Origin of the sequence: Paenibacillus sp. 4624 (genome assembly GCF_050435065.1) — a bacterium.
GTDB classification, from domain to species: Bacteria; Bacillota; Bacilli; order Paenibacillales; family Paenibacillaceae; genus Paenibacillus; species Paenibacillus amylolyticus_D.
The window spans coordinates 242,428-256,302 of the sequence record NZ_JBNDJR010000007.1 but is presented as its reverse complement, the minus strand read 5'-3'; the positions used below and the strand labels follow the sequence as shown (position 1 = coordinate 256,302).

Below are 13,875 nucleotides of genomic sequence, written 5' to 3'. Positions count from 1 at the left end.
TTACATTCTACATTACATTTCAATGGCTCAATAACCGTGTCCTCTTTTTCTAATCAGGAGCCCTATTGACATTCAGAAAGATAAAATATATGGTTATTCCCATCTATAACATACCAATCAGTACAAAATAAAACAAGAAAGGAATGCGACACACATGCAATATTCTATGCAACATTCAAATAAGGAATCTTCAACAAAACAGAGCATGACAGGAGCATTGGCATGGGTATTTGCCGTGTGTAGCGGTCTATCCGTAGCGAATATTTATTATGCGCAGCCCTTGCTGGATTCCATCGCACTCGAATTTCATCTATCCACTGCAACCATTGGCCTCGTAATTACCATTACTCAGATTTGTTACGCGCTTGGCCTCTTACTGCTTGTTCCACTCGGAGACCTCGTCAACCGCCGAAAACTGATCCTGATCCAGATGATTTTATCCGCATTCGCTTTAATCGTTGTAGGTACTTCTGCTTCACCATCCCTTTTATTCGCAGCTATTGCCATGGTTGGATTACTAGCCGTTATCACACAAACCTTTGTTGCTTATGCGGCCCATTTGTCAGCCGACTCCCAGCGAGGGAGCATCGTAGGCCGGGTAACCAGCGGAATTGTTATTGGCATCTTGCTTGCACGATCTGTGGCCGGTTTGATGAACGACTGGCTTGGCTGGAGATCTGTATATTTATTTTCAGCCAGTCTCACGTTGATCAGTGTATTTGTATTAGGGCGCATGCTCCCTCAACGATCGTTCAAACAGTCCAAGCTTGGCTACCTGCAATTGCTGGCTTCCACGCTGCGACTATATAGAGAGTTGCATGTACTTCGAATCCGCGGGTTGCTAGCCATGTTGATTTTTATGTCCTTCAGCATATTGTGGACTGCCATTGTGTTACCACTCAGTGCGACCCCAATATCGTTATCCCACGCTGCTATAGGCGCATTTGGCTTTGCAGGCCTTGCTGGAGCACTCGCTGCCGCCAAAGCTGGCAAACAAGCCGATCAAGGTTCTGGACAGAAAACAACCGGTATTTCCCTCATGATTTTAGTGTTATCCTGGATTCCTACCAGCTTGTTACATACTTCATTATGGTTTCTGGTTGTAGGTGTGATCCTGCTTGATCTTGCTGTGCAAGCTGTACATGTGACCAATCAAAGTCTGATTTATCAAGTCCGTCCGGAAGCTCAAAGCCGATTAACTGCCTCGTATATGATCTTTTATTCCATCGGCAGCGCAGTTGGTTCCATTATTTCTACACAAGTATATGCCTGGTCAGGCTGGAGGGGAGTGTGTATATTAGGTGCGGGCGTCAGTATAACGGCTTTGCTGGTATGGATCGCGGATCGTCTGTCGGAACGGTTCGTTGCAGCGAGGCGTGATCGCTAACAATGGTTGAAATTGTTTCATCAAAAAACGAGCTTCTCATCCAATGATAAGAAGCTCGTTTTGACTGTTTTCTTTTTTTGGGCTTAAATCAGCAATTCGTTAATGGAAAGAGTGCGCTCTTTGGACAGATCACGATACTGTTCGGACTCCACTTTAATAAGCGGTTTGAAAATATCGGACGCATTGTTCATGACAATAACGCCTTTCTCTCCATTGCTTAGCAGCACCTGTTTGCCAATAAAGTTAGGCAGCAAATGCTGCATTAGTGCTTGAACCGCCTTTTCATTCAATTTACCGAATCCCATGCCATAGATATCTCTGAGATTGTTAATCAGGTTCGGATTGCTCGCTCCATGTTTACCGGTCCGCATACCAATATAGATATCAGCTACGCACACAATTTGAGTATACGGATGAATCTCACCTTTGCCGAGTTGCATTGGATACCCTGATCCATCTTCACGCTCATGATGCTGTAAAGCAACCAAAGCCGTGGCTTCATCTGTCATGGAGTTCTTAATGATTTCATGTCCGTAGATCGTATGACGTTGCAATTCAAGCTGTTCTTCTGCAGTCAACGGTTCTGTTTTATTTCGAATTCGGAGTGAAACCTTACACTTGCCGATATCGTGCAAGTACCCTCCCCGGCTGATCTTGTAACATTCTTCCTGAGAATACCCTAGCCAGCTCGCAATATAGAAGGATAACAGACCTACCTGTATGGAATGGGTATAGTTGTTAACGTCATCGCGTTCCAGCATCATCAGGAGATGTACAACGTCCTTTTGCTCATCAAGTCCGTCCACCATAGGCTGCAGCGCATCATCTACCATCGTCGCATTAAACTTGCCCACGGTCAGCGCTTCCAGAAATGCATTCTGATAGTTATGTACAGTCTGAAGGAATTGAGACTTCATCTCTTCTTCAGGAGGTTGTTCACCAGTGCTTGTCCCGCTAGAACTACTGTTACTTCTGGATTCCGATGCGTGTTTCATGGAAGCTGCGAAAAACTCTGCTTCGGTAATTCCTTCCTCACGCAATTCAATGTCTACGTAATCTACCCGATGTTGCATAAGCAAGGTAATATCCTCGCTTCGAATGACAGTCCCCTTTCCGAGAATGTGCAGTCCTGCATCACTAAACGTATCCGCTGTCAGACGGTCCCCGTCTTGCAGGTTCATAATATGGATTCTCAATCGGAACTCCCCCTGAACAAATGATTATAGTTAACAACCCCGGATGATCGGGGCCGAGACATACTTATACATCTTATATCGTTTGAATCCCGCATTTTCTACATAGTCCAAACGACCTTAATCATTTAGACAAAAATGAACACCTAAGACTTTATCCTCATAGGTAATAAGGTATTATCCCGGTTTTTAATTTCGCGTATACGAGATTTTATAACTTTTTCACGTGTCCCCAAGCAAATAAAACGAAACAACCTTAATAAAAAAGGAGTCCCAACACATGGTTTGGACCCCTGATTCATGACCAATTTATTACAATGCGACTTACGATTTGAGAACGATTCAACCGTCCAGAGCGTCTCTTAAAGTTTAATGGATTCCAAACTTGCACCTTTTACGAAAAAACGTTCAATGCCCTTCTCCACCGATGCATCGGGAATGAGCGGCGGCGCCTGATGTGGTTTCACCCGCGCATCGATAATGAGCTGGTCGCAGCCCCAGTGCTTGTGATTATAACTGCTATTCACTCCATACATGTCATGTGACGGGTTGCTGCGCGTAAACGTAGCCCATAAGAAGTTACTGAGGTTTGCACTCAGGAACGAACTGTCATCGCACACGATAATCACAGGGCATGATTCCAGTCCCCCACGCTCTTGCAGAACATCTGTAAACTCTCGCATCTCCCGCGCAGTATCTTCATACGTAGTGAAGGCCGATGTCTGGATGGAAACCATGCCCGGCATGATCAGTTGCGGATTGTCATAACCCCGTATATTCTTCAACGATTCCGGCACGTCTTTGCACAATTCACGAATCTTGTCTCCGTAAGCCGCCATAACCACCTTGCTGCCACTGTTGAGCCCCGTACCTGAGTAGTCGAGTGTATCAATCGTGGTATGCGTATGAAAATGAATATCCCTTTGCAGATCCATCCGTTCCAAAATATAAGTCAGAAATTCAACTTCTTTATGCGTATCCAGTGGTTGCTGATCCTCAGCCGTAATAAACAGATACTTCGCCAAGCTGAGTTGACCTGTTCCCAAAATTCGATTGGCAATGGTCAACAGCTCGGTTGGTTGCTTCACATCGGTATAAGGAGTATAACGCTCACTGCCGAGGGCGAATAACAAAGGATGAACCCCAGCAGCATCTACAGCATGCACTTCTTTCACACCCGGAATTTCCTGTTTGATGGCATCTCCCGTAATTTCATGAATAAGATCGCCAAATGCCGTATCTTCTTGCGGTGGACGTCCTACAACCGTAAATGGCCAGATCGCGTTCGGTTTAGCATATACTTTATGAACACGCATAAGCGGGAATTCGTGAGTCAGGCTATAGTAACCCAAATGGTCGCCAAAAGGACCTTCCGGCTTGGTCTCACCAGGATAAATCTCCCCCGTAATGACAAAATCCGCGTCATTGCTAATGCAGTACCCATCCTTGTAGCTATATCTGAAGCGGCGTCCGGCAAGCAGGCCGGCAAAGGTCATCTCACTTAATCCTTCCGGAAGTGGCATGACTGCGGATAATGTATGTGCTGGTGGGCCGCCGATGAAAATGCTAACTTTCAGCGGTTCGCCTTTTTTCACAGCTTTGGCTTGATGGATTCCGATTCCACGATGAATTTGATAATGTAATCCAATCTCTTTATTCATCTCATAGTCGTTGCCACTCAGCTGTACACGGTACATGCCCAGATTGGAATTCATAATGCCCGGTTTGTCCGGGTCTTCCGAATACACCTGCGGCAAGGTCACAAATGCTCCTCCATCCATCGGCCAGTGTTTGATGAGCGGCAGATCGGAAATCTGAATCTCCTGCGCCGATACCGGAAGGCTGATGGATTTTTGCTTCGGCAAGGCCTGCCAGGCGGCAAGTCCTGTTCGAATATGCTTGAATGGCGTCTTGAGCGCCTTCATAGGGTCGTCTCGCACATCCATAACCCGCTGTACACCTTCCAGTGTCTCGCGGAACATGAACTTACTTCGTTCAACGGTGCCGAATAGATTCGATACGGCTTTGAACTTGGAACCTTTAACATTTTCAAATAACAGCGCCGGGCCCTTAGCCTCGTGCACCTTCATGTGAATCGCAGCCATCTCCAGGTTCGGATCAACCTCTTCCTTAACCCTGATCAGATGACCATGCTGCTCCAGATCGTTTATACAATCTTCCATATTGCGATATTTCATCGTATGGCTCCATTCTGTGTATAATAAAAATCGCTAGATTATGTTGAACTTAAGTTCTTTACACGAAGCACTCCAATGACAGAATAACCTTGAGGGTAGCTGTTATCCCCAGATTTTTTGATTCCCTTTTTCCTAAGGGAAAATCCGGTGATAAGCGTATGCTTCCGATGTAGCTTTCTTGCAGAAAGCTTTTAGGCGAGCGCTTCGCTTTTTCAGGTTTTTTCTGTCCTCTCCGTTATTGTGTAAATAAAATGTTCAAACTATATAGATTATGTTCATATATTCACATAGACGCACGACAAGGCTCACAGTAAAGAAACTAAAAATGTGCCAATATACTTTTTCTATTAAAAGTGTACTGAGGCGTCCCTTCTATTTTATCAAATGATCTGCCTCTAAACAAAGCTTTCGTTTGAAATAAAAAACACCTGTCTTTCACTCAACGATAACGTTAAACGAGAGGCAGGTGTTCTATTGTTGTTAGGATTACATTTTAATGAACAATCATTTGAAAATAAATTAGATCAATCCGGCCTTTGCCAGCAAACGTTTCACAATCGCCGCTGTCTGAGCACGGCTAATGTCAGCATCAGCCATCAGTTTCCCGTCAGCGCCTTGAACCAGACCTTGCTTAATTGCTGAGGCTACAGGCTCCGCAGCCCATGCTTGGACTTTGCTACCGTCAATATATCCACCAAGCAGATTCGCCGTCTCGGAAGCATCCGCTTTAGCCAAGTCTACGAGTTTCATGGCACGTGCAACGATGGTCATCGCTTCGGCACGGGATATTTCGTCGTTCGGACGGAAGCTGTTATCCGTGTAACCGGAGATCAGTCCGTAGGAAATTGCGGTTTGAACTTCATTTTCATACCAGCTGTCTGACTTCACATCTGTAAATGTTGTCGTAACTGCACTTTCAGGAGAATGCAGACCAAGACCTCTGAGTAATACGGCTGTGAACTCTGCACGCGTAATGCTGCGATCCGGTGCAAATGTGTTATCTCCCGCACCTTCTACAACGAGACGAGAAGCCAGATCCTCAACATCCGTGCGACTCCAGTGATTGGAAATATCCGTGAATGTTGCCGGGTGGTAGATCAACGCATATGTGCTGTTCGTCAAGCTGTTAATTACCGCGGAATCATTTGTTGTTCCTTTGATCACTTTAGTTGGCACATGCAACATCGTACCATCCGCTTGAAGCACAACACCCGTGGTGATTTTGGAGCCGTCGGTGTCTTTAGGCAAGGTGATCGTGCGCTCTACATAAGAATTGAAGCGATTCACATCGACCTGTTGTCCTTGGTAAACGGCTTTGACCTCGAAATCAACCGGAGCCGCAATCACCGTTGTATTATCCATTTTGCTTGCTGCCGCCGCAATCGCTGCTTTCTTAGTGTCATTGCTTGGAGTAATCGCAATTTGGAACTTAACATCTTCCAATGGTGCTGAGGCGCCAAGCTTTTTAACCACCTGATCTATCTTGATTTGACTGGCTGGAAGGGTATACGTTCCTGTATCCGTTTGAATAACAACTTGTGCATTGCTGCCTTCCATCGTCTTCACGAGTCTGCCGTTCAGTTCACCGACAACCGAATTGGTACCTGTGCCTGTAACCGGAAGCAACAGTGTACGAAGTCCGTTCCCCACCTGATTAATCACTTTGTTGTTATCTACTTGAATCGTTGTAGTCACCTTGTTATCAATCGTGGATGTTGATGCAGTTGCAGACTGCTCCTGCTTCTGTCCATTCACGTAAATGTCTACACCTTTAGTAGCCACTGGAGCGGAAGATGTAGTCGGCACAGATGGTGCAGCAGATGGTGCCGCTCCCCCTCCACCTGATGAACCCGTTGAAGGCGAACTGGAGTTACCGCCTGAGCTAGCTGCTGTAATGGTGATTGTTCCTCCAGACAATTGGGCATCAGTACCATAGTCTACGTTTTCAAAATGGAAGTGTTCTGAATCATCCTGATTCACTATGAGCTGTTTTTGTCCTGGAGTAGCAGTGGATTTAGCTTTAAATTCGATATCGAACATTTGGTCACCTGTATCGATCCAATGCTCTACTTCACTAAGATCCATCCAGATAATCCGCACCCATCCTTCCTCGTTATTAATAACGTACTGGAAATCGGATGGAGTATTTAGTTCTGGGAATGAAGTGATTGCATTGATCGTTCTTGGAGTGATCCGTACAATCTCCAACGATGTTGTATCATAGTCAACTTGCATATTATAAGCTTTGATCGGAAGTTCCGTCGCTTTCATAACAACAGGCACATGAACGGTTTGACCTGCCTGTACACTCACATTCGCCAATTCGACTTGTGATGATTGAGGAGGTGTAGCTCCTGCGGAGCCCGGCAAAACAAGTGACGAGAATAACGTCAACATAATCAGGCCTGACATCGTTTTTCTTAATTTTGGACGTTTCTTTTTCAGTTGAATCATCTAATAACCTCCATGTCTGAATCAATAATGGGTAGATATCATTTTTGAGCAAGCTAGAATTTTAAATTATTGTGGTATCTGTGTTGTAAATGTCCATTGAACACCATTTTGTTCTACGACAGTCCCTTGCATATAAGCATTATCATCCGGATCCGCAGCTATGATGGCATCATTTGAGACTTCAATAGAATAATTAGCACCGTATTTTAAACCCGGGTTGTCAATAATGACCTTATTATCATTTGCTCTGAAATTATTTCCCAAAAAAAAGATATAATTAGCCTCAATTTGATTAGAAGTGAGATTCCTAATGATAATGCTGGAGAAACTGTTCATATTTATTTTTACAGGCCGATTATACGTAATTACTAATGGCGCATTAGTCTTAACTTCCGTAGAACCATTCGATGGCGAAAGACTTACGATATCCTCCTGTTTTACCGCAACAGTTGACTCACTACGAAGGACTACCGGGTTGCCTTGAGGACGATCAGATGAATACGATTGAGGCGTAACCTGTAAAAAGAGATATTTCTCTTGCTCGGCAGCAGTAATCTTATATACGGCTTCAGTAGCTCCGATGATTTCTGTTTTACCTTCTCCACTTGCTTCGGAACCCCGATACCATTGATAGAGCATCGATCTGGGTGTATCACCATCAGGGTCAAAGAATTCGATGTTACTTGTTAACGTAGCGCCGACTTTCAAATCCCCATTTAACTTGCCATTCAACGCATAAGGAGCGTCATCGACTTGCTTGAAAGTTAACACATAGCTATTATCCTTAGCACCAAGTGATTGGTTAGCGTAACCACTTAGCAAAGCGTTCATGTCTGCCAATTCAGGTTCACCGTTTCGATCCACATCCGCTTGGTTCTTCTCTACATAAGAGAAGCCACGACGGGTTACCATGTTACGAAGGTAATTGTATAGCTGAACTGCATCCGCAGAATCAACTTTGTCGTCACCGTTTAGATCTCCTTTTTTGCTGATATAGAGCTCTATATTGTCTCTAATCATTTCTCCTTCTGGGGATAGTGCATTTTTAGCCTGCAATTGAATGTTGATCTTGCCGCTGCGGTAAGGAACAACAACAAGTTTATTGTCATTAGTTACATAAGCACGAGCGACATTCGTATTCTCTGAAATCGCACCGAGTTGAGTAAACCTATCAGAAGAAAAATGAGTACTCAAATCAATTATGATCGTATTATTATCAACTCCGATTGGCATAGAAGGCATAATAGGTAGTGCATCCACTTGCTCAGACGAATGGCTTAGCCAATAAATATCATCATTAAGTACCGGTCGTGAGATGTTAATGGTCGGCTCAATTGCTCCCGCCAGAGCGTGAGGAAGTGAACCGGCTACAGGCAAGGCAATACCAAGACTAAGTGCGGCCAACATGCTTTTTTTCATGATCGGCTTTAATTTATTGTGTTTATTTTTCCCCTTCAATTCATGTTCCTCCTCGTGTTTATCTGATTTTTGTATAGATACATAGCAAGTATAACGACCTATTCTGAACCGATTCTGAACAGGTCTATAGAACTATTACCAGTTAACAATCGACAAAAAATGCCATGGGATAAGCTCCCATAGCGTTTCAATCATCAAAAAATTTCCATATTCAATTTAATTTTCAAAAAAATATTTTTAAATTCCTTCCACAATTCGCCTCGCGCGAGTGCTTACCTCCCGATATAACTCATCCTCATCTATGGTAAGCAACTTTCTGTCCTGCATCAGGATCTGCCCATTTACAATGGTGGTGTGCACATCCGCCCCATTCACGCTATAGGCCAACAGCGACTCTACATTATGAATGGGCTGCAGGTGAGGTTTGGCAAGGTCAATCAGAATGAGATCCGCTTTGTATCCAGGTGCAAGCACCCCCACTTCATGTTGAAGCGATAACAATTTCGCGCTCCCACGGGTCGCCAGATCGATCACTTGACGTGCTGGGAGCCGGGTCGGATCACCGTAGTCCAGCTTTTGCAGCCAGCATGCAGCCTTGATTTCTTCGAACATATCCAGCGTCGTTGCGCTCCCTGCTCCATCTGTGCCGATGCCTACCGTGATCCCCTCAGCGATCATCGCCTCAACCGGAGCAATGCCACACCCGAGCTTCAGGTTGCTCACCGGATTATGGGCGACACCGCCGCGCATGCCCTTCAGCCTGCTGACGTCTTCTGGATTCAGATGTACTCCGTGAGCCAGTAGCACATGTGCTCGCTCAAACATACCTGCTTCCTCCAAATATTCCGTCGGTGTCATGCCATAGCGACTATGAATCTTCTCTACTTCTTCCTTTGTCTCCGCCAGATGAATGTGCAGTGGAATATCGTCTTGAACAGCCATCGCAATGACTTCACGCAGCGGTTCCATCGGACAAGTATAAGGAGAATGCGGTCCATACATCGTTGTGATTCGACCATTTGCTTTCCCTGACCAGCGCTGCACCAGATCGATCGCTTCCTGCAGCCTGCGTCCTCCATCATCCTCCATAAAGACCATACCACGAGTCAACGATGCACGTATGCCTATTTCTGTGACGGCTTCCGCGATCTCATTCATATGAATGTACATATCGGCAAAAGCCGTCGTTCCTGAACGAATCATCTCTGCAATGCCCAACTTAGCTCCCCAATAAATATCTTCAGGTGTCATCCTTGCTTCGGCAGGCAGCATCTTGTGCTCCAGCCAGTCCATCAGCTTCAAATCGTCGGAAAAACCTCGAAGCAGGCTCATCGGCGAATGCTGGTGGGCATTCACAAGACCGGGCATCGCTATTTTATTTCGCCCATCGATTACCTCATCCTCAGGTTGAGGCATGATATGACTGGCGATCTGTACAATCTGATTTCCTTCAATACGAATATCCCCCGTAAAGGGGGCTTCGGCTTCTTGCATCGTTAGAATTGTTGCTTGCTGAATTAAAATACTCATGTACTTTCACTCCTCTGAATTGGAACTATTGATTTGTGTCCAATCCAGCGTAAGGCTTCACGCAGCGGCAAGGTCAATCATTTTAATCGTGCAATCGCCATTTGGTGGAATGTCTGGATAAATGGCCTGGGATCTATCTCCACCATATAGGGATACACGCCTGTACTCGTATGCAGATAGAAAAACCCACCTGTATCCCCCATCCGGCGAAAAGACATATCAAAAACTTCCGTGATGTTGAACTCGCGGTATTTGGTCACGATTTTATCTGAATACAGAATCATGGAGCGGGCATTCATCTCAATCTCTTGGGTGAGACCCGTCACTTCTCTCTGTACTTTGTAATAAGGTAATACAGCAACGCAGTTCATGATCTCCCTCCATTCATACTATGATTATTGTTCCATCATAGCAGATCGGAGGGTGCCAGCAAAAGAACATGAAACTAGGTGATCTTGGTCGTCACCTTTAGAGGCTTATGAAGCGCATCCTGAATGTCCTGTAAAGAGAGAACCTGTTCAATATGAAACACACCATGTGGCAATGCTGTTCTATACACGCGTTCTGCCACGGCTGCAGCTACCGCTGCTGTTGCATCTGCTTCCTTAGCGCCGACCAGTAGTTGTTCGACGCGGATTTGCTCACCATTTTCCCATCCTACGGCATCAACCTTGACCGCATACATCGGCTCTCCTCCGGGAATAAGGCCAAATGCCTTAACCGTTCCATTCCGAATAGACGGGATACGCAAGAACGAAAACAACCCTGCACGTTTGGAGATTGCCATGGATCTTGTGATCCAGCGAGAGTCCAGACAGAGTCTGGTCGATACGGTTGGAATACGTAACGTACGAGCAACCACATGCTGATCCGAAAAGTTAAATCGATACGCCTTCCGCTGCCCCAGTTTTGCTCCAAAATTAATACATTTGCCATCTCCGAAACTTTGGACCTCAGCAGGTTTGCCCTTTTGCATCACTTGGTAGGTGGCATTCATCTGATCAACGGTCCACTCCACGGCAGCTTTCCCGTGTTTCTCGCCAAGTCCCAGCATTACGGTAATATCTGCTTCCTCCACCTGATCCATATGCATGGTTGCTTCACGTACAAGCAGATTAGTCACTCCCGGTGATAGTCCTACGCTGAGTAACGCGGTTGATTTGGAACGTTGCATTTTGGTGTGCAGCTGTTCAACCTGAGCAAGAAAATCATATTTTGCAGAAATATCAATATAATCGGTTCCGGCTTCTGCACAGGCTTCAACGAACCGGGTATCGCTCTGGTCAACACACATGATGAGCAGCTTCACAGGTCTTAACATGGACGGCTCTACAGGTTTTGTCACATCCAGTTGAAGCGGTAGTACAGCACCACCTGTAGATCTGCTGAACTCTTCCGCACGGTTCATACGCGTACCCGCAGCCCATACTTTGCCCGGGAACAATTTCCCCAGTTGAGTACATATCATCTGCCCCACTTGACCATAACCGCCAACTACCCAGATTTGATCTTTTGTAGGCTTCACGTTAGTTTCGAATTGCATAATACCCCTCCACCCAGAACGCCCCGAAGTAACGTGTACTATGTGAGAAACCGCATTCCGTCAGCAGCTGAGTCATCTCTTCAGAGCATATCGGATCGGATTCACGGCCCAAGGAAGCAGCAAAATGCTCCCACTCTTCAGAAAGCACTCCCACACTCAACATGTGATCCTTCCAAGCTTGCATCATGATTGGATGTGCAGGTGAACGAAGATCGGCATTTACAGCCGCAATAATCAATGGTGCACCCGGTTTAAGTCTCGCTGCGAGGCTGGTAAGAAACGTTCTCTTGGCCTCCATCCCTTGAAGGAAATGTAACATGAGCATACTTGTCGCCCCATCATATACAACATCCTCCGGTAATTGTTCAACTGTGACAGGTTGCAGTGTCACTCTGGAGCCAATACCCGCTTCCGCCACTCGTTTCTCAGCAAGTTGCAGCATGGGCAGTGAAGGATCAACACCGGTCATTGTCCACTCCGTATGGCGTGAGCCAAGCAGAGCAATCTCTTTTCCCCCTCCCGCTCCGGCTACAAGTATATGAATATCGTTGTTATCCGCAAGCGATGCTGCAAGCAGCCGTTCCATTAGATCATGCATATGAGAATAACCCGGAATTTTCAGGGCTATCGATTGTTCGTAACGATGAACATCTGCCGTTTTCCAGCTCATCGGTGATGGATTGTGATTCATGGACACCGCACTCCTCTTGAATTGAAGTTAGACTTGACTCGTTGTTCGTCTAATTTCATTATAGAAGGATACGCCGAGCCTACAATCCCAGAAGATTGGGATATGCGCACAGAGAGAGGAGAAACTTTGTTGACATCACGTATTGATCGGAGCCACAGACTTATCACTTCTCTTGAAAAACGAACCTGGACCTCACGTACCTACCGGGAAGCTGTTCTGAAGCAGATCCATTCGGTTGTACCTTACGACGCATACTGTTTCACCACCGTTGATCCTCTGACTCTTCTCTCCACAGGAGCCGTGACAGAGGACGGTATTGAAGCCATACATGATCGGTTATTCATCAATGAATACATGGAAGAAGATATACATAAATACGCTGAATTAATTCGCAGCGGTGAACATACAGCTACTCTTCATACGTCCATGAACGCACAACCTGAACAAAGCCCACGTTATATCAACATTCTTCAGCCAGCGGGGTTTGGTGATGAACTGCGCGCTGTATTAGTCAGCGGAGATGCTTGTTGGGGATACCTGACGCTGTACCGCAAGACTGAGAATTCTTTTTTTACAGAAGAAGAACGGTTGCTGATTCAGACCTGGACTGCTTCTATTGCATCGATGCTGCGGTCCACAAGTCTGACGCTTGTGGATGAGATCACGAGTGGCAGTCCTGAGGAACCCGGAATTTTGATCACATCGGACACGTTCCAGCTCTTATCGCTGAACGCCCCGGCTCAATATTGGCTGTCCCAATTACGCACGCTGGAACATGTAGGGCCGGATGTTCTGCCACGTCCGGTACGTGCAGTCAGTTCCCACTTGCAGCGCAAGAATCGGGCAGAACGGGCTGAAGATACTCAGGTCGCTCCTGACTCGCCCTCCAAAGTCTGTATCCAACTTCCGGATGGGCGTTACCTCCTACTTCATGCCAGTCTTATGCAACAGCTCGCGGGACCGCATCAGATTGCCATCCGTTTGGAGCAGGCGATGCCGCAGGATTTGCTTCCCTTGCTCGCCGAGAGCCATGGTCTATCCAGTCGAGAGCGGGAACTGCTTGGATATGTGCTTCGCAGCTATTCGTCCAAAGAGATCGCTGCCGCCATGCATATTTCTGTCTACACCGTTCAGGATCATTTGAAATCCATTTTTGCCAAAACCAAAGTATCCTCACGTCGCGAGCTCATCTGGTATTTCGTTTCCCGTTTCCAACTGTCGGATGAAACCCGCGATATAAATCCTCAGTAATTTCCCAGTATCAAATTGACTATCGAATGAGAAAAAATCAAAAGGATGCCAATACGATTCCTCGTAATGGCATCCTTTTTCTATATCCTATTGATTAAAAAGCATAGCGGTAATACAGGGTAACTTCGATCGTTGAACTTTTGATACCGTGCATTCTGCTTTAAAACGCAGCGTGCAGTTATACCAACCCTTTTTCCACAAAATATCAA

General features: G+C 45.9%; 10 protein-coding genes. 2 read left to right on the top strand and 8 right to left on the bottom strand.

The features are described from left to right. Positions 1 to 166: 166 nt before the first annotated feature. Positions 167 to 1,387, top strand: a complete 1,221-nt coding sequence (locus ABIE27_RS17640; RefSeq protein ID WP_429351099.1) for an MFS transporter — start codon at positions 167 to 169, stop codon at positions 1,385 to 1,387. Positions 1,388 to 1,470: 83 nt separating this feature from the next. Here ABIE27_RS17640 and ABIE27_RS17635 read toward each other — a convergent pair whose 3' ends face one another. From ABIE27_RS17635 to ABIE27_RS17600, 8 genes are all read right to left on the bottom strand, one after another. After that, positions 1,471 to 2,583, bottom strand: coding sequence for an HD-GYP domain-containing protein (locus tag ABIE27_RS17635; protein ID WP_429351098.1), 1,113 nt, complete (start codon positions 2,581 to 2,583; stop codon positions 1,471 to 1,473). A gap of 359 nt (positions 2,584 to 2,942) precedes the next feature. After that, entirely contained in the window at positions 2,943 to 4,778 is a 1,836-nt protein-coding gene (locus tag ABIE27_RS17630; protein ID WP_429351097.1) for a UbiD family decarboxylase, read from the bottom strand. A 519-nt stretch (positions 4,779 to 5,297) separates the two neighbouring features. After that, positions 5,298 to 7,232 carry an S-layer homology domain-containing protein gene (locus ABIE27_RS17625; RefSeq protein WP_429351096.1) on the bottom strand — a complete coding sequence of 645 codons (1,935 nt, stop codon included), beginning with the start codon at positions 7,230 to 7,232 and terminating at the stop codon, positions 5,298 to 5,300. 66 nt (positions 7,233 to 7,298) lie between these two features. Then, complete coding sequence (locus ABIE27_RS17620; RefSeq protein ID WP_123063712.1) at positions 7,299 to 8,690, bottom strand: dockerin type I domain-containing protein; 1,392 nt, start codon at positions 8,688 to 8,690, stop codon at positions 7,299 to 7,301. 198 nt (positions 8,691 to 8,888) lie between these two features. Then, positions 8,889 to 10,181 carry an amidohydrolase gene (locus ABIE27_RS17615; protein WP_429351095.1) on the bottom strand — a complete coding sequence of 431 codons (1,293 nt, stop codon included), beginning with the start codon at positions 10,179 to 10,181 and terminating at the stop codon, positions 8,889 to 8,891. 77 nt (positions 10,182 to 10,258) lie between these two features. Then, positions 10,259 to 10,552 carry a hypothetical protein gene (locus ABIE27_RS17610; protein WP_123063714.1) on the bottom strand — a complete coding sequence of 98 codons (294 nt, stop codon included), beginning with the start codon at positions 10,550 to 10,552 and terminating at the stop codon, positions 10,259 to 10,261. A gap of 74 nt (positions 10,553 to 10,626) precedes the next feature. Continuing rightward, entirely contained in the window at positions 10,627 to 11,724 is a 1,098-nt protein-coding gene (locus ABIE27_RS17605) for a saccharopine dehydrogenase family protein (protein ID WP_429351094.1), read from the bottom strand. After that, complete coding sequence (locus ABIE27_RS17600; RefSeq protein WP_429351093.1) at positions 11,708 to 12,415, bottom strand: class I SAM-dependent methyltransferase; 708 nt, start codon at positions 12,413 to 12,415, stop codon at positions 11,708 to 11,710. The genes ABIE27_RS17605 and ABIE27_RS17600 overlap by 17 nt, the downstream gene beginning before the upstream one ends. Before the next feature lie 129 nt (positions 12,416 to 12,544). Here ABIE27_RS17600 and ABIE27_RS17595 point away from each other — a divergent pair, with 129 nt between their 5' ends. Next, positions 12,545 to 13,666, top strand: coding sequence for a helix-turn-helix transcriptional regulator (locus ABIE27_RS17595; RefSeq protein WP_240036720.1), 1,122 nt, complete (start codon positions 12,545 to 12,547; stop codon positions 13,664 to 13,666). Positions 13,667 to 13,875 lie beyond the last annotated feature (209 nt).

Coding starts and splice junctions, on each gene's coding strand:
- ABIE27_RS17640 (WP_429351099.1), top strand. CDS start 167: ATGCAACATTCAAATAAGGAATCTTCAACAAAACAGAGCATGACAGGA.
- ABIE27_RS17630 (WP_429351097.1), bottom strand. CDS start 4,778: ATGAAATATCGCAATATGGAAGATTGTATAAACGATCTGGAGCAGCAT.
- ABIE27_RS17625 (WP_429351096.1), bottom strand. CDS start 7,232: ATGATTCAACTGAAAAAGAAACGTCCAAAATTAAGAAAAACGATGTCA.
- ABIE27_RS17615 (WP_429351095.1), bottom strand. CDS start 10,181: ATGAGTATTTTAATTCAGCAAGCAACAATTCTAACGATGCAAGAAGCC.
- ABIE27_RS17610 (WP_123063714.1), bottom strand. CDS start 10,552: ATGAACTGCGTTGCTGTATTACCTTATTACAAAGTACAGAGAGAAGTG.
- ABIE27_RS17605 (WP_429351094.1), bottom strand. CDS start 11,724: ATGCAATTCGAAACTAACGTGAAGCCTACAAAAGATCAAATCTGGGTA.
- ABIE27_RS17600 (WP_429351093.1), bottom strand. CDS start 12,415: ATGAATCACAATCCATCACCGATGAGCTGGAAAACGGCAGATGTTCAT.